Annotated in this window: 13 protein-coding genes; 2 read left to right on the top strand and 11 right to left on the bottom strand. The window is 72.2% G+C overall.

The genetic code is table 11. The features are described from left to right. The first annotated feature begins 260 nt into the window (after positions 1–260). Positions 261–1,544 carry a serine/threonine-protein kinase gene (locus ACFWYS_RS27270; protein ID WP_384774159.1) on the top strand — a complete coding sequence of 428 codons (1,284 nt, stop codon included), beginning with the start codon at positions 261–263 and terminating at the stop codon, positions 1,542–1,544. A gap of 14 nt (positions 1,545–1,558) precedes the next feature. Here ACFWYS_RS27270 and ACFWYS_RS27265 read toward each other — a convergent pair whose 3' ends face one another. The 11 genes from ACFWYS_RS27265 to ACFWYS_RS27215 form a co-directional block, all read right to left on the bottom strand. Then, the gene (locus tag ACFWYS_RS27265; protein WP_384774157.1) at positions 1,559–2,191 is read right to left on the bottom strand and encodes a TetR/AcrR family transcriptional regulator; all 633 of its coding nucleotides are present in this window, start codon (positions 2,189–2,191) and stop codon (positions 1,559–1,561) included. Further along, positions 2,179–2,880 carry an enoyl-CoA hydratase family protein gene (locus ACFWYS_RS27260; RefSeq protein WP_384774154.1) on the bottom strand — a complete coding sequence of 234 codons (702 nt, stop codon included), beginning with the start codon at positions 2,878–2,880 and terminating at the stop codon, positions 2,179–2,181. Before ACFWYS_RS27260 ends, ACFWYS_RS27265 begins: the two co-directional genes overlap by 13 nt. Positions 2,881–2,993: 113 nt before the next feature. Further along, complete coding sequence (locus tag ACFWYS_RS27255) at positions 2,994–4,571, bottom strand: 4-coumarate--CoA ligase family protein (protein ID WP_384774151.1); 1,578 nt, start codon at positions 4,569–4,571, stop codon at positions 2,994–2,996. A 37-nt stretch (positions 4,572–4,608) separates the two neighbouring features. Further along, entirely contained in the window at positions 4,609–5,742 is a 1,134-nt protein-coding gene (locus tag ACFWYS_RS27250; protein WP_384774149.1) for an acyl-CoA dehydrogenase family protein, read from the bottom strand. A 56-nt stretch (positions 5,743–5,798) separates the two neighbouring features. After that, positions 5,799–7,649, bottom strand: coding sequence for a biotin carboxylase N-terminal domain-containing protein (locus ACFWYS_RS27245; RefSeq protein ID WP_384774146.1), 1,851 nt, complete (start codon positions 7,647–7,649; stop codon positions 5,799–5,801). Between the two features lie 35 nt (positions 7,650–7,684). Continuing rightward, positions 7,685–9,283 (bottom strand): acyl-CoA carboxylase subunit beta, encoded by a 1,599-nt coding sequence (locus ACFWYS_RS27240; protein WP_384774143.1) that lies wholly within the window; start codon positions 9,281–9,283, stop codon positions 7,685–7,687. Then, positions 9,280–10,989 carry an acyclic terpene utilization AtuA family protein gene (locus tag ACFWYS_RS27235; RefSeq protein ID WP_384774171.1) on the bottom strand — a complete coding sequence of 570 codons (1,710 nt, stop codon included), beginning with the start codon at positions 10,987–10,989 and terminating at the stop codon, positions 9,280–9,282. Before ACFWYS_RS27235 ends, ACFWYS_RS27240 begins: the two co-directional genes overlap by 4 nt. 65 nt (positions 10,990–11,054) lie before the next feature. After that, positions 11,055–11,849 carry a TIGR03084 family metal-binding protein gene (locus ACFWYS_RS27230; RefSeq protein WP_384774141.1) on the bottom strand — a complete coding sequence of 265 codons (795 nt, stop codon included), beginning with the start codon at positions 11,847–11,849 and terminating at the stop codon, positions 11,055–11,057. Between the two features lie 190 nt (positions 11,850–12,039). Then, a complete protein-coding gene (locus tag ACFWYS_RS27225) occupies positions 12,040–12,999 on the bottom strand; it encodes a DMT family transporter (protein WP_384774138.1) in 960 nt (319 codons plus the stop codon). 177 nt (positions 13,000–13,176) lie between these two features. Continuing rightward, a complete protein-coding gene (locus tag ACFWYS_RS27220; RefSeq protein WP_384774135.1) occupies positions 13,177–13,959 on the bottom strand; it encodes a metallophosphoesterase family protein in 783 nt (260 codons plus the stop codon). Beyond that, positions 13,949–17,077: an FAD-binding and (Fe-S)-binding domain-containing protein gene (locus ACFWYS_RS27215; RefSeq protein WP_384774133.1), complete on the bottom strand. Its 3,129-nt coding sequence runs from the start codon at positions 17,075–17,077 to the stop codon at positions 13,949–13,951. Before ACFWYS_RS27215 ends, ACFWYS_RS27220 begins: the two co-directional genes overlap by 11 nt. A 110-nt stretch (positions 17,078–17,187) precedes the next feature. Here ACFWYS_RS27215 and serC point away from each other — a divergent pair, with 110 nt between their 5' ends. Further along, a complete protein-coding gene (serC, locus tag ACFWYS_RS27210; RefSeq protein ID WP_384774130.1) occupies positions 17,188–18,306 on the top strand; it encodes a phosphoserine transaminase in 1,119 nt (372 codons plus the stop codon). The last annotated feature ends 119 nt before the right edge of the window (positions 18,307–18,425 follow it).

Raw genomic sequence — 18,425 nt, 5'->3', positions numbered from 1 at the left:
ACACGGAGCCGATGAGCTCCGTGTGACGCCGCTCGGCGCTCGGCGCTCTGCGGTTCGGCGGTCGGCGGTCGGCGGTCGGCGGTCGGCGGTCGGCGCGAACCTGTCGGTGAAGGCCGGCGATGACGGCATACGGAACGTGACTGATCCACTCCGCCAGTATGCTGAGGCGGCTGCGGCACCCCACCATCACCCGTCCCCACGTGGTGAGTTACGGCCTGCGGCGATCAAGACGTCTCAGGCATGAGGGGGATGGGGAACAGGTGCTGATAGCGGGCCGCTACCGGCTGATCGAGTCGATCGGGCGCGGTGGGATGGGGGAGGTCTGGCGGGCCTACGACGAGTCGCTCGCCCGGCAGGTGGCCGTCAAGCTCCTGCTTCCCCAGGACGCCGACCCCACCGCCACTCCCCGGTTCCGGATGGAGGCGCAGACCGCGGCACGCATCGACCATCCGAACGTGGTCGGCGTACGGGACTTCGGCGAGCAGGACAACCAGCTCTTCCTGGTGATGGAGCTGGTCGAGGGCGACAGCCTCGCCCGGACCCTGGCCCGCTCCGGCGCCCAGCCCGCCGAGCGTGTGGCCCGGATCGCCGCCCAGGCCGCCGCGGGACTGGCCGCCGCGCATCGCCAGGGCATCGTCCACCGCGACATCAAGCCCGGCAACCTGCTCTTGGACGCCGACGGCACCCTCAAGATCGGCGACTTCGGGATCGCCCGCTTCATGGACGACCCGGGCGCGGCGCTCACCGCCACCGGGCAGATCGTCGGCACCAGTCTCTACCTCGCCCCGGAGCGGGCCCTGGGGCGGCCGGCGGGCCCGGCCTCCGACGTCTACGCGCTGGGCTGTGTGCTCTACCAGCTCCTGACCGGCCGCCCGCCGTTCCACGCGGACACCGCGGTCGCCATCCTCCACCAGCACCTCGACGCGGCTCCCGTACCGCCCCGTGAGCTGGGCGTCTCCGGTCTGCCGCCCGCCTTCGAGAGCTACCTCCTGGGCCTGCTCGCCAAGGACCCCGAGCATCGGCCCGGCGCCCAGCAGGCCGCCGACTGGTTCGCCGGGGGCGCCTGGCGGGGGCGCCCCGAGCCGCTGCCCGACGCGACCTCGCCGTCGCGGCGACGACCGCCGGTCGCTTCGGCGTCGGCGTCGGCTTCGGCTTCGGCCGCCGGGTCACAGCAGGTGGGCGGGACCAGCACTCCGACGACGTACATGCTGCCGTCCGCCCGGGGGGCGGCGCTGCCTACCGGTGGGCCCAGCCCGAGATCCAGATCCCGATCCAGACCCCGATCCGGGTCCGGCGCCGGGGCCGGGGCCGGGAGCGGGACACGGCGCGTGGTCGCGATGGCCGCCGGAGCGGCGCTCTTCATGGCCGCGATGCTCCTGGGCATGCTGTGGTTCGCCCCCGACGACACGGGCACGGCGGGCACGAGGTCCGAGACACCGCCCAGCCCGAGCGCGTCGGCGTCGGGGCAGGTGTCCCCGCCGGAGTCCGCCCCGTCCCCGACGGCCTCCCCCGCGCCGCAGGACGACGACGGCGAGGACGACTGACGACGGCCCGGCCCTCAGCCCAGCGTCTCCTCCAGCAGCGCCGCCCACTGCGCCACGACGCGGTCGCGGCGGGCGGTGTCGTCCGTGAGGAGGTTGGCCAGGCCCAGGCCGCGGGCCATGTCCAGGAGGCCCTGGACGGTCTCCCGTACGCCCGGACGGGACTCGTCGGCGCCCAGCAGGTCCACCGCGATCCGGTGGGTCTCACGGCCGACGCGGGCCTCCAGTTCCGTCACCCGGGGGCGCAGCTGTTCCTCGTTCGAGGCGGCCACCCACAGGTGCAGGGCCGCGCGGAACAGCGGGCCGGTGTAGAGGTCGACGAGGGCGGAGACGACCGCGTGCCGGTCGCCCGAGGCGCCTTGCGGGAACAGGGCGCGCAGGGCCGTCGAGCGTTCCTCGGCGACGTACTCGACGGCCGCCGTGAAGAGGTCCTCGCGGGTCGGGAAGTGGTGCTGGGCGGCGCCACGGGAAACGCCGGCGCGTTCGGCGACGACGGAGACCGTGGAGCCCGCCCAGCCGTGTTCGGCGAGGCAGGCCACGGCGGCCTCCAGGAGCCGCTGCCGGGTGGCACGGCTGCGGTCCTGCTTGGGCACCCGGTCGCCGCGGTCCGCTCGGTCCATGCGGTCGCCGACTGTGCTCACACCACCCATTCCGGATCCCGTCTTTCGAGGAAGGCCGTCATCCCCTCGCGTGCGGTGTCGGAGGAGAAGAGCCGGGCCGAGAGTGCGGTCAGGTCGGCCGCGTCCCGGTCGAAGGTTTCCAGCACCTTAGCCGTGAGCAGCGCCTTCGTCTCGGCCAGGGCGCCGGGAGCGGCCCTGCGCAGGCCGTCCAGAAGGGGTTCCAGTACGGCGTCCACGTCCTCGCCCTCCGCCGTGAGCAGGCCGATGCGGGCTGCCTCGGGGGCGGTGAAGCGTTCGCCGGTGAGGTAGTAGCGGGCCAGGGCGCGGGGGTCGGTGCGCGGGAGGACCGGGAGGGAGATGACCGCGGGGGCCACCCCGATACGGACCTCGGTGAAGGCGAAGGTGGCCTCGCGTGCCGCCGCCGCCATGTCGCAGGACGCCAGCAGGCCCAGGCCGCCCGCGCGGACGTGTCCGGTGACGCGGGCGACGACCGGCTTGGGCAGTGCGACGATCTGCCGGAGCAGGGCCACCAGCGCGTCCGCCGGCGGTGGGTCGCGCAGGTCCGCGCCCGCGCAGAACGTGTTGCCGGTGTGGGTGAGGACGATCGCGCGTACGCCGGCGTCCTTGGCGCAGTCCGTCAGCGCGTCGGCGAGTTCGCCGACCAGGGCCGCCGAGAGGGCGTTGCGGGTGTCCGGGGAGTCCAGGGTGAGGGTTTCCACGGCACGCGCGCGTGTGCGGCCGACCAGCGTCGTACGTCCTGTGCGTCCCGTGCGTCCTGTGTCTTCTGTGCGTCCTGTGTCTTCTGTGCGTCCCGCGTGTTCTGTGCGTCCTGTCATGTGCTCTCCTTGGGCGCCCGCAGTTCGCGGCGCAGGATCTTGCCGGAGGCGGCCCGGGGGACACCGTCGATGAAGGTGACCTGGCGGACGCGCTTGTAGGGGGCGACGCGTTCGGCGACGTACATCATGACCTCGCCCTCGGAGAGGTCGGTCGCGGACGGTTGGCGGACCACATAGGCGTGCGGCACCTCGTTTCCGTCGTCGTTGTAGGCGCCGACCACAGCCGCGTCCGCGATGCCGGGGTGGGTGAGCAGAAGGGCCTCCAGTTCGGCGGGGGCCACCTGGAAGCCCTTGTACTTGATGAGTTCCTTGACGCGGTCCACGACGAACAGCCAGCCGCCCTCGTCCACATGGCCGACGTCGCCGGTGTGCAGCCAGCCGTCGGTGTCGATCATCGCGGCGGTGGCGTCGGGGCGGCCGAGGTAGCCCTTCATGACCTGGGGGCCCCGGATCAGGATCTCGCCGGACTCGCCGACGCCGAGGTCCTTGTCGGGGTCGTCGAGGGAGACGACGCGCATCTCGGTGCCGGCGATGAGCCGGCCGACGGTGCCTGCGGGCGCGTCGTGCATGGCGTCCAGAGGGACGACATGGGTGCCGGGCGACAGTTCCGTCATGCCGTACGCCTGGCCGACCGGCGGCAGGCCGAGGCGCTGGGCGCAGGCGGTGGCGAGCCTCGCGTCCAGGGGCGCGGCGGCGCTGATGATGTACCTCAGGGACGACAGGTCGTACTGCGCGACCAGCGGGTGCTTGGCGAGGGCCAGCACGATCGGCGGGGCCACGTACAGGCCGGTGATGCGGTGGTTCTGGATGGCCGCGAGGAAGGTCCCCAGGTCGAAGCGGGGCAGCACGACGACCGTGGCGCCCAGCCTCAGGGGCGCGTTCATCAGGGCCGTGAGGCCGTAGATGTGGAAGAGGGGCAGTACGGCGAGGATGCGGTCGCCGGGGCCGGTCGGGACGGCGGGTTCGAGCTGGGCGAGGTTGGTGGCGATCTGGCGGTGGGTGAGCATCACGCCCTTGGGGACGCCGACGGTGCCGGAGGAGTACGGCAGGGCCGCGACGTCCGTCACGGGGTCGATGTCGACGCTCGGTTCGGGGGCCGCGGACGCCAGCATGTCGATCAGCGAGCGGTGTCCGGGCGCGCTGTCGCAGACGAAGATCTCCTCCACGCCGCCCGCGAGTTCGGCGGCCCGGCGTGCCGTCTCCAGCAGCGGCGAGACGGTGACGATCCAGCGGGCCGCCGAGTCCGTGAGCTGCTTGGCGAACTCCTCCGGCGTGGCGAGCGGGTGCACGGTCGTGACGGCGGCACCCGCGCGCGTGGCCGCGTAGAACGCCGTCGGAAAGGCGACCGTGTTGGGGCTGTGCAGGGCGACGACGTCGCCCTTGCGGACGCCGGCCTCGGCGAGGGCGGCGGCGATGCGCCGGTGGAAGCGGTCGAGCATGTCGTACGTGAGGGTGGTGCCGTCCGTACCGTCGATGAGCGCGGGCGCGTCCCCGAACTCGGCGGCCCGGCCCAGGACCGCCTCGTGGATGGGGAGTTCTACGGCCGGGACGTCTGCGTACTCGCTGCGGAACACGGTTCCTCCTCGCGACACGGTGCCGGACGGGTGCCGGTCAGTACGACTTCGGCAGGCCCAGGGTCTGGTGGGAGATGTAGTTGAGAATCATCTCCCTGCTCACCGGAGCAATACGAGACACGCGCGCCGCGGTTATCAACGAGGCGAGCCCGAATTCACGCGTGAGTCCGTTGCCGCCGAGGGTGTGCACGGCCTGGTCGACCGCCTTCACACAGGCCTCCCCGGCCGCGTACTTGGCCATGTTGGCGGCCTCACCGGCGCCGACGTCGTCCCCGGCGTCGTACAGATACGCCGCTTTCTGCATCATCAGGCGGGCCAGTTCCAGGTCGATGTGGGCCTGGGCCAGGGGGTGCGCGATGGCCTGGTGGGCGCCTATGGGGGCCTTCCAGACGGTACGGTCGCGCGCGTACTCGACGGCACGCGCGAGGGCGTAGCGGCCCATGCCGATCGCGAAGGCGGCCGTCATGATGCGTTCGGGGTTGAGTCCGGCGAAGAGCTGGAGGAGGCCCGCGTCCTCGTCGCCGACGAGTGCGTCGGCGGGGAGCCGGACGTCGTCCAGGACGAGCTCGAACTGCTTCTCCGCCGCGTTGAGTTCCATGTCGATCTTGCGGCGTGTGAAGCCGGGCGCTTCGCGCGGGACGATGAACAGGCAGGGCTTGAGGGTGCCGGTGCGGGCGTCTGCCGTGCGGCCGACTATGAGGGTGGCGTCGGCTATGTCGACGCCGGAGACGAAGACTTTACGGCCGGTGAGAAGCCAGTCGACTCCGTCGCGGTGAGCCGTGGTGGTGATGCGGTGGCTGTTGGAGCCGGCGTCGGGTTCTGTGATGCCGAAGGCCATGGTGAGGGTGCCGTCGGCGAGGCCGGGGAGCCAGTGCTGTTTCTGGGCGTCCGTGCCGAAGCGGGCGATCACTGTGCCGCAGATGGCGGGAGACACGATCATCATGAGGAGGGGGCAGCCTGCGGCGCCCAACTCCTCCAGGACTATGGAGAGTTCGGCTATCCCGCCGCCTCCGCCGCCGTATGCCTCCGGCAGGTTGACGCCGAGGTAGCCGAGCTTGGCGGCCTCCGACCAGAGGTCTTCTCGGGTGAAGGTGCGGCCGTGGCGGGTGCCGAGGGTGGATACGGCGGCTCGTAGGGCCTTGTGTTCTTCGGATTCGAGGGTGGGCGGCATGGGGACTCCTTCCGACTGCGGGTTCGTTGTGGCTGGTCGCGCAGTTCCCCGCGCCCCTAAGGGGCGTTGCTGTCCACGACCGCCAAGAGGGTGCCGACCTGGACCTGCTGGCCGGGTGTGGCGTGGAGGGCGCTCAGCGTCCCCGTGCTCGGCGCTGTGACCTTGTGTTCCATCTTCATCGCCTCCAGCCACAGCAGGGGCTGTCCGGCCTGCACAGGCGCTCCTGCGGCCAGCCCCTCGGCCACGCGTACGACCGTCCCCGGCATCGGTGCGAGCAGGGAGCCCGGGGCGTGCTGTGCTGTCGGGTCCGGGAAGCGGGGCAGGGCGGTGACGCGGGTGGTGTTCACGTGGATCTCGTCGCCGTATCTCGCGACCTCGAAGTTCCTTCGTACGCCGTCGACTTCGAGTACGACGAGACGCGCGTCGGCGTGTACGACCCCTACCCCGTCGGCCTCCAGGCCGCCCGCGCGGGTGTGGCGGTAGCGGACCTCGGTCTCCTCGCCCGCCATCGTGTACCGCTTGACCTGCGGCTGTGCGGGGACGTTGCGCCAGCCGCCGAAGCGGGAGCGGCCGTGAGCGTCGGCGAGGGCGGCGGCCAGGGGGGCGTAGGGGTCGGGGATGGGCTCGGTCAGGTCGGTGAGGTGGCGGTCGTAGAAGCCCGTGTCCATGCGGGCGGTCGTGAACTCGTCGTGGCGGAGGGAGGCGACCAGGAGGTCGCGGTTGGTGAGCGGGCCGTGGATCGTCGACCGTTCCAGGGCGGCCGCCAGCTTGCGGATGGCCTCCGCGCGCGTGGGGGCGTGGGCGACGAGTTTGGCGAGCATCGGGTCGTAGTGGACGCCGATCTCGTCGCCGTCGGTGAAGCCGGTGTCCAGGCGGACGCTGTCGGGTACGGCGAAGCGGTGCAGGGTGCCGGTCTGCGGGGCCCAGTCGTGGGCCGGGTCCTCCGCGTAGAGGCGGGCCTCCACGGCGTGGCCACGCGCGTGTGGAGGCTCGGTTTCGAGGGCGTGGCCCTCGGCTACGCGGAGTTGTTCCGCGACCAGATCGAGGCCGAAGACCGCTTCCGTCACGGGGTGTTCGACCTGGAGGCGGGTGTTCATCTCCAGGAAGTGCGCCTGGTCGCCGGCGACCAGGAACTCGACGGTGCCGGCGCCGACGTAGTCGACGGCGCGGGCGGCGCGGGCGGCCAGCGTGTGCAGTTCGTCGGTGAGCCGCTCGGGGAGTCCGGGCGCCGGGGACTCCTCGACGACCTTCTGGTGGCGGCGTTGGAGGGAGCAGTCCCGGGTGCCGAGGGGCCAGACCGTGCCGTGGGTGTCGGCGAGGATCTGCACCTCGACGTGGCGGCCGTTCTCGACGTACGGCTCGACGAACACCTCACCGTCCCCGAAGGCGCTCGCGGCCTCGGAGCGGGCGCTCTGCAGGGCCGCGTCGAGTTCGTCCAGGTGGCGCACGACGCGCATGCCGCGCCCTCCGCCGCCCGCCGCCGCCTTCACCAGGACGGGCAGGTCGGCCTCGGTGACCTCGCCCAGGGGCGCCAGCCCCATCAGTTCCTTGGCCCGTGTCTTGGACGCCATCGCCTCGATCGCCTCCGGCGGCGGGCCGACCCAGACGAGGCCCGCGTCGAGGACCGCGCGCGCGAAGTCGGCGTTCTCGGAGAGGAAGCCGTAGCCGGGGTGCACGGCGTCCGCGCCGGCCACCACCGCCGCCTTCACGATCAGCCCGGCGTCCAGGTAGGTCTCGGCGGGCGCCGCTCCCGGCAGCCTTACCGCCGCGTCGGCCACGCGTGCGTGGAGGGCGTTCGCGTCGGCGTCCGAGTGCACGGCGACCGTCCGGATTCCCAACTCACGGCAGGTGCGGAAGATGCGGCAGGCGATCTCGCCCCGGTTGGCGACCAGCAGAGAAGTGATCACTGAAGGGTCCCTCAGAGTGTCGGTCACTGGATCCCTCACATCCGGAAGACGCCGAAGCCGCCGCGCGCGCCCTCGTAGGGGGCCGTGTGGATGGCGGACAGGCACATACCGAGGACGGTTCGGGTGTCGCGCGGATCTATGACGCCGTCGTCGTACAGCCGCCCGGACAGGAACATGGGGAGCGACTCCGACTCGATCTGCTGCTCCACCATGGCCCGCAGCGCCGCGTCCCCCTCCTCGTCGTACGGCAGGCCCTTCGCGGCCGCCGACTGCCGGGCCACGATCGAGAGCACGCCCGCGAGCTGCTGGGGGCCCATGACGGCCGACTTGGCGCTGGGCCAGGCGAAGAGGAAACGGGGGTCGTAGGCGCGGCCGCACATGCCGTAGTGGCCGGCGCCGTAGGACGCGCCCATGAGGACCGAGAGATGGGGCACGCGGCTGTTGCTGACCGCGTTGATCATCATCGCGCCGTGCTTGATGATGCCGCCCTGCTCGTACTGGCTGCCCACCATGTAGCCGGTGGTGTTGTGCAGGAACAGCAGCGGGATGTCGCGCTGGTTGGCGAGCTGGATGAACTGGGCCGCCTTCTGGGACTCCTCGCTGAACAGGACGCCCTGTGCGTTCGCCAGCACGCCGACCGGATAGCCGTGCAGGGCCGCCCAGCCGGTGGTCAGGCTGGTCCCGTACATCGGCTTGAACTCGTCGAAGTCGGAGCCGTCGACGATCCGGGCGATGACCTCGCGCGGGTCGAAGGGGGTCTTGAGGTCGCCGGGGACGATGCCGAGGAGGTCGTCGGCGTCGTACTTGGGCGGTTCGGCGGGGCCCGGATCGCCGTACACCTTGCGGTGGTTGAGGCGGGCGACCACGCGCCGTGCCTGGCGCAGCGCGTCCGGCTCGTCCACGGCGAAGTAGTCGGCGAGACCCGACACACGCGCGTGCATCTCCGCTCCGCCCAGTGACTCGTCGTCGCTCTCCTCGCCGGTCGCCATCTTCACCAGGGGCGGGCCGCCGAGGAACACCTTGGCGCGCTCCTTGACCATGATCACGTGGTCGGACATGCCGGGGACATAGGCGCCGCCGGCCGTCGAGTTGCCGAAGACGACCGCGACGGTGGGGATCCCGGCCGCCGACAGCCGCGTCAGGTCCCGGAAGATGGCGCCCCCGGGGATGAAGATCTCCTTCTGGGACGGCAGGTCGGCGCCGCCCGACTCGACCAGGTTGATGACCGGCAGCCGGTTGGCCAGCGCGATGTCGTTCGCCCGCAGGGCCTTCTTCAGCGACCAGGGATTACTCGCTCCCCCGCGCACGGTCGGGTCGTTGGCGGTGATCAGACACTCCACGCCCTCGACCACCCCGATGCCGGTGACCAGCGACGCGCCGACCGTGTAGTCGCTGCCCCAGGCGGCCAGCGGGGACAGCTCCAGGAACGGCGTGTCCGGGTCGAGGAGCAGCTCGATACGCTCCCGGGCGAGCAGCTTGCCGCGTTTGCGGTGCCGTTCGACGTACTTGGGGCCGCCCCCGGCGAGCGCCTTGGCGTGCTCGACGTCGAGTTCGGCGAGCTTGCCGAGCATGGCCTCGCGGTTGGCCCGGTGGTCGGGGCCGTTGGTGTCCAGGGTGGACGGCAGGACGGTCACAGCACACTCTCCGGGATGTCCAGGTGACGGGAGCGCAGCCATTCGCCGAGGGCCTTGGCCTGCGGATCGAAGCGGTGCTGGGCGGCGACGCCCTCGCCGAGGATTCCCTCGACCACGAAGTTGAGGGCGCGCAGATTGGGCAGGACATGGCGTACGACGGTCAGGTCGGCGGTCTCCGGCAGGAGCTCGCGGAAGCGGTCGACGGTGAGGGCATGCGCGAGCCACCGCCAGGCCTCGTCCGTCCGCACCCAGACACCGACGTTGGCGTTCCCGCCCTTGTCACCACTGCGGGCGCCCGCGACCAGGCCGAGGGGGGCACGCTTCGTGGGCCCTGGTGAGAGGGGCTCCGGCAGGAGCACCGGCATGGGACCCGGCAGAGGCGACTCCGGTAGGCCGTCCGGGCCGTCCAGGCCGTCCAGGCCGTCCAGGCCGTCCAGGCCAGCGGCGGTGTCGTGGGCCGGCGGCACAGGAACCCGGCGTCCGTCATGGAGGACGGCCACATGGTCGACGGCACCATGGGGGACGTACACATCCTCGAAGACCCCATAGGGCGAGCCTTTCCCCGGTGGCGCCAGCACATGGAAGCCGGGGTAGCTCGCGAGCGCCAGCTCCACGGCGGCCCCGCTCAGGGCCCGCCCGACCGTCTTCTGGTCCCGGTCGCGCACGACCAGCCGCAGCAGCGCGCTCGCCGTCTCCTCGCTGGGAGCGTCGGGCCGGTCGGTGCGGACGAGATCCCAACGGACCTCGGCGGGCGGCGACTTGGCCAGCGCGTCCGTCATTTGCTCGCGCACGAGGTCGGCCTTCGCCTCGACGTCGAGGCCGGTGAGCACGAAGGCGACCTCGCCCCGGAAGCCGCCGAGGCGGTTGACGCCGACCTTGAGGGTAGGGGGCGGGGCCTCGCCGCGTACGCCGTCGACACGGACGCGGTCGGGGCCGTCCTGCGTGAGCCGTACGGTGTCCAGGCGGGCGGTGACATCCGGTCCCGCGTACCGGGCCCCGGCCGTCTCGTACAGCAGCTGGGCCGTCACCGTGCCGACGTCGACGAAGCCGCCGGTGCCTGGGTGCTTGGTGATGACGCAGCTGCCGTCCTCGTGGAGCTCGGCGAGCGGGAAGCCGGGGTGACGGAGTTTTGCGAGGTCACGGTCCCGTTCATGGAAGAAGGCGTAGTTGCCGCCGGTCGCCTGCGCCCCGCACTCCAGCACATGTCCGGCGACCACGGCGCCCGCGAGCCGGTCGTGGTCCGTCCGCTCCCAGCCGAAGTGAGCGGCGGCGGGCCCGCTGACCAGGGCCGCGTCCGTCACCCGCCCGGTGACGACGATGTCCGCGCCCTCCCGCAGGCAGGCGGCGATACCGAAGCCGCCGAGGTAGGCGTGGGCGGCGAGGCTGTCCGGATACCGGTCCTGGTACCGCTCCTTGAGGTCGTCGCCCTCGACATGGGCGACGCGCACGGGTACGCCGAGCCGGTCCGCCAGCTTCCGCACGGCATCGGCCAGTCCGGCCGGGTTGAGCCCACCCGCGTTGGCGACGACACGCACCCCCCGCTCATGCGCCAGCCCGAGGCATTCCTCCAGCTGCCGCAGGAAGGTGCGGGCATACCCGGCGCCAGGGTCCTTAAGCCGGTCCCGGCCGAGGATCAGCATGGTCAGCTCGGCCAGGTAGTCACCGGTGAGGACGTCCAGGTCACCACCGGTGAGCATCTCGCGCATGGCGCCGAAGCGGTCGCCGTAGAAGCCGGAGGCGTTGCCGATCCGCAGCGGGCGGGGAGCGGGCGTCACCGCTCGGCCCCCTTCGGCTCCCGGCCCGCGCCGGGTGGGCCCGCGAAGACCTGGGCGATGTCGAACCAGCGGTCGGCGTCGGGGCCTTCGGCGCGCAGCGCGAGGTCGCTGCGGTGGGCGCGCTGGGTGACCAGGAGACAGAAGTCGAGCGCCGGGCCGGTGACGCGCTGAGGTGCGTCTTCGGGGCCGTATGCCCACAACTCACCGGAGGGCGAGACCAGTTCGACGCGGAAGTCGTCGAGTGGCGCGGGGAGCCCGTGGACCCCGAAGGCGAAGTCCCTCGTCCGTATCCCGATCCACACCACATGCCGCAGCCGGTCGGTGGGTGCGCGCACCACACCCAGGGTGTCGGTGACGTCCATACCGTGGGCCCAGGTCTCCATGAGTCGGGCCGTGGCCATGGAGGCGGCGGACATGGGTGGGCCGTACCAGGGGAACCGCACACCATGGGGTGCCTCGCGCAGCGCCGTGTCGAGAGCGGCCCGCCCTTCCCGCCACCGCGCCAGCAACTCGGCGGGCGGCAGCCCGGCCCCCTCCTCCGCGCCCTCGTCGACAAAGGACCCCGGCGTCTTCAGGGCCGTCTCCACCAGCGCGTGGAACGCCTCCACGTCGGTCACCGCCAGCAGCGCCGAGTGGTCGGTCCAGGCGAGGTGCGCGATCTGGTGGGCGATGGTCCAGCCGGGGGCGGGGGTCGGGAGAGCCCACTGCTCGGGGCTCAACTCGGCGACGAGGCCGTCGAGTTCGTCACTCTCGGCACGCAGGTCGTCGAACACGGGCGTCGGGTCGGCCATGGGGCGAGCATGGCAGCGGGCCCAGAAACAAGCAAGCGTGCTTGCATTAATTTGTTGCCGGAATTTGTACTGGACGCTTCATACCCCTTCGGGCGCTTCAGGTGCTTCAGTCGCTTCGTACATTTAGGGCGTTTCGAGCACTTCGGGGACTTCTTGAGCGGAGCCGCCCCTCAGCCGCCCCCCAGGCAGGTCACCCGGACTGGGCGGCCGACCCCCTGCGCCCGATCTGCGTCCGCACCGCCCCCATGCTCGCCGCGATGACGAGGGCGATGGCGACGGCCTGGGCGGTGGACAGCGCCTGGCCGAGGATGAGGAACCCGGCGGTCGCGGCGACGGCAGGCTCCAGGCTCATCAGGATCGCGAAGGTCGCCGCGGGCAGGCGGCGCAGTGCGAGCAGTTCGAGGGTGTACGGGAGCACCGAGGAGAGGACCGCCACCGCCGCGCCCAGCCCGATGGTCACCGGGTCGGCGAGCTTCATGCCGGATTCGGCGATGCCCAGGGGCAGGAACAGTACGGCCCCCACCGCCATGGCGAGTGCCAGCCCGTCGGCCTGCGGGAAGCGTCGGCCCGTACGGGCGCTGAAGATGATGTAGGCCGCCCACATGGCGCCCGCACCCAGGGCAAATGCGACACCTATGGGGTCGAGACTGTCGAAGCCTCCGCCGCCGAGCAGGAAGACCCCGGCGAGGGCGAGTCCGGCCCAGACGACGTTGACCAGACGGCGCGAGGTCAGCACGGAGAGCGCGAGCGGACCGAGCACCTCCAGGGTGACCGCGGGGCCCAGCGGGATGCGGGCGACCGACTGGTAGAAGAGGCCGTTCATCGCGGCCATCGTGATGCCGAAGACGATCACCGTGCCCCAGTCGGTACGCGAGTGACCGCGCAGCCGGGGCCGGCAGATCACCAGCAGCACGACCGCGGCCACGAGCAGCCGCAACGCCACCACGCCGAGCGCTCCGGCCCGCGGCATCAGAGTCACCGCGAGGGCGCCGCCGAACTGCACCGAGATCCCCCCGGCGAGCACGAGCCCCACGGGACCGAGCGACCCCCAGCGGCGCGGGGCACCGACCGTCGGCTCGGCGACGCCCGGGGCAGGGGACGGCGAGGACGTGGCGGCGGTGGCGGCTGCGGTGGCATCGGGCGTGCTCACGGGCGTTCCAGGGGCTCGACTCGGAGGGAGGTGTTCATCATGCTGTACTGCCAAGTCCAGAGTAGTGGACTTCGTCAGGTGTGTGAACTGCCTATGGGGCTGTCCCGGAGTGTGGACAGCCGGAGGTCGGTTTTCGCCGGGAACGCACCGGGTGGGCTATCGACTGAACCGGCCGGCCTACTCGGCCGTGTACCGGCCGTCCCTCGGTCCGAACACCCTCAGCGCGTCGGCGTCCGTGGCGCGGGCGTTGAGGAAGTGGTCCGCCCAGTCGGCGATGTCGACGTAGGCGCACTCCGAGGTCAGCCGGGCGATCGCGCGCGGGATGTCGTACGCGGTCACCCGCAGGTCGGCCCCCGGCCCCAGCAGGCACCAGTGGGCGCCCGCGCGCCCGTACGGCATCCCGACGCTTCCCGGGTTGATCACCAGCCGCCCATGTGCGAGCCGCACATAAGGCATGTGGGTGTGGCCGCAGACCACAGTGCGGACGGAGTCGGTGACCCCGTCGAAGACCTCCGCCCATCGGGCGGGGCGGGAGTCGACCAGGACGACCTCCTCGTCGTCGCGGGGTGTGGCGTGGCAGAAGAGGACGTCGCCGAGGCCGCGCACGCGCAGGGTCAGGGTCTTGGGGAGGGCGGCGAGGAAATCGACCTGTTCGTCGGTGAGTCGAGCCGCCGCGTACGGGCCGATCGGGTCGGGGATGTCGTCGCGCTCGCCCCTTCGGTACTCGACCAGTTCCCGGTCCGCGTTGCCCGCGATCCACAGCACGCGGTCGCCCTGCCGGCGCAGGAGGTCGAGCACCTCGGCGGGCTGCGGTCCCGCCGTGATGTCCCCCGTGAGCACGATGCGCTCGGCCGCCGCGACCTCCGGCTCCGCCAGCACCGCTTCCAGGGCGGGGAGCACCCCGTGGATGTCGGAGAGGACGGCCACCCGCCCCAGCTCAGCCGCCGGCTCACCGGTCACTTCCGTCCCCGCCTCCCAAGCCGTCCCCGCCTCCCAAGCCGTCCCCGCCTCCCAAGCCGTCCCTGCCTCGCAAGTCGTCCGAGCCGTCCAAGCCCTCACCGCGTCGAAAGCCCTCCGAGCCGTCCAAGCCGTCCCCGCCTCGCAAGTCGTCCGAGCCGTCCGAACCGTCCAAGCGCTCCATGCCCCCCACGCGCTCCAGCCCCTCCGCCAGCACCTCCGCCAGATGCCGCCCCCGCACCCCGGCCAGCTGCTCCAGCTGGGTCCGGCACGAGAAGCCGTCCGTGAGTACTACCGCCCCTTCCTGCGCGGCCCGCACCGACGGCAGCAGCTGTTCCTCGGCGCAGGCCGCCGAGACCTCGAAGTGGCCCTTCTCGAAGCCGAAGTTACCGGCGAGGCCGCAGCAGCCGCCGCTCAGTTCGCCGGAGAGCAGAGCGGCTTGACGGAGTCGGCGGTCGGGGGCGTCGCCGAGGACCGCGTGCTGGTGGCAGTGGGTCTGGCCGACCGCCGGGCGGTTCAGGCGGGGCGGGGTCCAGTCGGGGGCCAGCCGCTGGAGCGCCTCCGCGAAGGTCAGGACGCGGTCGGCGAGGCGGTGGGCCCGGGGATCGTCGTGCAGGAGTTCCGGCAGGTCGGAGCGGAGGGCTGCCGCGCAGCTCGGCTCCAGGACCACGACCGGGGCGGACGTCTCCAGCACCGGTTCCATCAGGTCGAGCGTGCGCCGCAGTACCGAGCGGGCGCGGTCGAGCTGCCCCGTGGAGACGTACGTCAACCCGCAGCACACGCGCTCCCGGCCCCGTAGGAGGGCCTTGGGGTCCAGTGCCACCGTCGTCGTCCCGTCACCCCCCGGCCCCGCCGTCAACCGCACCGTCGGCGGCAGCGCCACCCGCAGCCCGGCCGCCTCCAGCACCCGTACGGCCGCCTGCCCCACGGACGGCGAGAGGTGCTCGGTGAAGGTGTCCGGCCACAGGATGACCAGCTCACCGGCCACTACCGCCTCCCTCACCCCCTCCCCTGCCACTTCCCCTTCCCCTGCCGCTGCCCCTGCCCCTTCCTCGGCCTTCTGCCGCCGCTCCCACCACCGGCTGAACGTCCGCGTCGCCAGCCGTGGGATCTCCCGCTCCGGCGCGATCCCGCCGAGCCGTTTGGCCACCCATGCCAACGGCCGTACGACGGCCAGGGCGTTGACGAACGTGGCGGTACGCGTGCGTGCCACGACGCGGAGCCACTGCGGCAGCCGGCCCATGCTGTAGTGCGCGGCCGGGCGGCGGCGCCCCGCGTAGTGGTGGTGCAGGAACTCCGCCTTGTAGGTGGCCATGTCCACCTCGACCGGACAGTCCGAGCGGCACCCCTTGCAGGACAGGCACAGATCCAGCGCGTCCCGCACCTCGGTCGACCGCCACCCGTCGGTCACCAGTTCCCCGGCGAGCATCTCGTGCAGCAGCCGGGCGCGCCCGCGCGTGGAGTGCTCCTCGGCGCCGGTGGCCCGGAACGACGGGCACATGACGGCGGACCCGGTCACCGATGTCGTACGGCATTTGGCGACCCCGACGCAGCGCCGTACGGCCGCCGAGAAGTCGCCGCCGTCGGCCGGGTACCCGAAGGCCACGTCGACCGGCTCCCGGGGCAGCACGGCGAACCGGAGGTTGGCGTCCAGGGGTGCGGGGCGCACCAGCATCCCGGGGTTGAGCAGGTCGTCGGGGTCCCACACCCCCTTGGCCTGTTCGAAGAGCGCCACCGTCTCGTCCCCGTACATCCTCGGCAGCAGCTCGGCCCGTGCCTGCCCGTCCCCGTGCTCCCCGGACAGCGAGCCCCCGTGTGCCACGACGACGTCGGCGAGCTCCTCCGAGAAGCGCCGGAAGCGGCCGACGCCCGTCTCCGTCAGCAGGTCGAAGTCGATCCGGACGTGGATGCAGCCGTCCCCGAAATGCCCGTACGGCGTCCCGCGCAGCCCGTGTGCGGTCAGCAGCGCGCGGAAGTCCCGCAGATACGCCCCGAGCCGCTGCGGCGGCACCGCGCAGTCCTCCCACCCGGGCCATGCCTCGCTCCCGTCCGGCATCCGGGTCGCCGTACCGCTCGCGTCCTCCCGGATGCGCCACAGCGCCCGCTGCCGGCCCGGATCGGTGACGACCACCGAGTCGACGACCTCGGCGGCCCGCACGATCGCCTGCGCACGCGCGCGTGCCTCGCCCTCCGACTCCCCGCCCGTCTCCACGAACAGCCAGGCCCCGCCCCGCGGCAGCAAGGCCGACGCCGACTGCGGCACCAGGTCGGCCGCCATGCCCTCCACGGTCAGCGGCCCGTGCGGCAGCAGCCCGGCGGCGGCTTCCGCGGCCGCGCTCTCGTCGGCGTACGCCAGCACGGCGAGCGCACGCGCGCGTGGCGCCTCGACGAGCCGTACGACGGCCTCGGTGAGGATGCCCAGAGTGCCCTCGCTGCCGCAGAAGGAGCGGGCGACGTCGGCGCCGTGCTCGGGCAGCAGCGCGTCGAGCGCGTACCCGGAGATACGGCGGGGCAGCTCGGGGAAGCCGGTCCGCAGCCCGGCTAGCTCCCCTTCCACCAGGTCCCGCAGCCCGTCCGGCGCACCGGCCCACCCCTGCCCGAGCCGCAGCCGCTGCCCGCGCGCGGTGCGCACCTCCAGCTCGCGCACACTGTCGGCGGTCGCGCCCCAGGCCACCGAGTGCGAGCCGCAGGAGTTGTTGCCGATCATGCCGCCGAGGGTGCAGCGGCTGTGGGTGGAGGGGTCGGGGCCGAAGCGGAGGCCGTGCGGGGCGGCGGCGTCCTGGAGACGGTCCAGGACGAGGCCGGGCTGTACGACGGCGGTGCGGGTCTCGGGGTCCAGGGAGAGGATCCGGTTCATGTGCCGGGTGAAGTCCAGGACCACACCGGTGCCGGTGGCCTGACCGGCGATCGATGTGCCGCCGCCCCGCGCCACGACCGGCACCATGTGGTCCCGGCACACCTCCAGCACGGCCGCGACGTCATCGGCGTCATGTGGTGCGACCACACCGAGTGGGACCCGTCGGTAGTTGGAAGCGTCCATGGTGACCAGTGCTCGTGGGGTGACATCGAACCCGACCTCGCCTCGGACGACCTTGCGCAGTTCCGCCTCAAGTTCCGACATGCCTCCAGCAAATCAGCCGACGTCCGGCAATCCGGCCCGCCCACCGAAACGCCGTCTCATCCGACGGACGAGGTTTCGCCCAGGTTTCCCCCACCGGCTAACCTCACCCCGTGGCTGAGATCCAGATTCCCGCTGACATCAAGCCCGCCGACGGACGTTTCGGCGCGGGCCCCTCCAAGGTGCGGACGGAAGCGCTGGACGCGCTGGCCGCCACCGGAACCTCCCTCCTCGGTACCTCCCACCGCCAGGCCCCGGTCAAGAACCTGGTCGGCCAGGTGCGCGAGGGCATCAGCGAGCTGTTCCAGCTCCCCGAGGGCTACGAGGTCGTCCTCGGCAACGGCGGCTCGACGGCGTTCTGGGACATCGCGACGCACGGCCTGATCGAGAACAAGTCGCAGCACCTGAACTTCGGCGAGTTCAGCTCGAAGTTCGCGAAGGCCGCGAAGCTGGCCCCCTGGCTGGCCGAGCCCACCGTCATCGCCAGCGACCCCGGCACGCACCCGCAGCCGGAGGCCGAGGCGGGCGTCGACGTCTACGCCTTCACGCACAACGAGACCTCGACCGGCGTCGCCATGCCGATCAAGCGCGTGGCAGGCGCCGACGAGGGCGCGCTGGTCCTGGTCGACGCCACCTCGGGCGCCGGCGGTCTCCCGGTCGACGTCTCCGAGACGGACGTCTACTACTTCGCCCCGCAGAAGTCCTTCGCCTCCGACGGCGGCCTGTGGATCGGCGTCTTCTCCCCGGCCGCGATCGAGCGCGCCGAGCGCATCCACGCGTCCGGCCGCCACGTCCCGGAGTTCTTCAGCCTGCCGACGGCGATCGACAACTCCCGCAAGAACCAGACGTACAACACCCCGGCCCTCGCCACCCTCTTCCTGCTGAACCAGCAGCTGGAGTGGATCAACGGCCAGGGCGGCCTCGACTGGGCGGTCCGCCGCACGGCGACGTCCTCGCGCACGCTCTACGGCTGGGCCGAGGACATCAAGTACGCGAACCCCTTCGTCGCCGACCCGGCCAAGCGCTCCCAGGTCATCGGCACCATCGACTTCACCGACGAGGTCGACGCCGCCGCCGTGGCCAAGGTCCTGCGCGCCAACGGCATCGTCGACACCGAGCCCTACCGCAAGCTCGGCCGCAACCAGCTCCGCGTCGCGATGTTCCCGGCGATCGACCCGGCGGACATCGAGGCCCTGACGAAGTGCATCGACTACGTGATCGACAAGCTGTAGTCGCTTCCGCTACGACGACGAAGGGGGGGCGCGGGGAGGAACGCCGGCGCCCGGGGGAGGGGGCCGGAGGGCCCCCCCCCCCCTCGTTGTGGGGCACACACCCCCACGCCGCGCTCAGA

Origin of the sequence: Streptomyces sp. NPDC059010, from assembly GCF_042740355.1 — a bacterium.
GTDB lineage: Bacteria > Actinomycetota > Actinomycetes > Streptomycetales > Streptomycetaceae > Streptomyces.
Note: the sequence above shows the minus strand (reverse complement) of the source record. Positions and strands in the feature narration are given on the sequence as shown.

Coding starts and splice junctions, on each gene's coding strand:
- ACFWYS_RS27265 (WP_384774157.1), bottom strand. CDS start 2,191: ATGGGTGGTGTGAGCACAGTCGGCGACCGCATGGACCGAGCGGACCGC.
- ACFWYS_RS27250 (WP_384774149.1), bottom strand. CDS start 5,742: ATGCCGCCCACCCTCGAATCCGAAGAACACAAGGCCCTACGAGCCGCC.
- ACFWYS_RS27235 (WP_384774171.1), bottom strand. CDS start 10,989: ATGCGCGAGATGCTCACCGGTGGTGACCTGGACGTCCTCACCGGTGAC.
- ACFWYS_RS27230 (WP_384774141.1), bottom strand. CDS start 11,849: ATGGCCGACCCGACGCCCGTGTTCGACGACCTGCGTGCCGAGAGTGAC.
- ACFWYS_RS27215 (WP_384774133.1), bottom strand. CDS start 17,077: ATGTCGGAACTTGAGGCGGAACTGCGCAAGGTCGTCCGAGGCGAGGTC.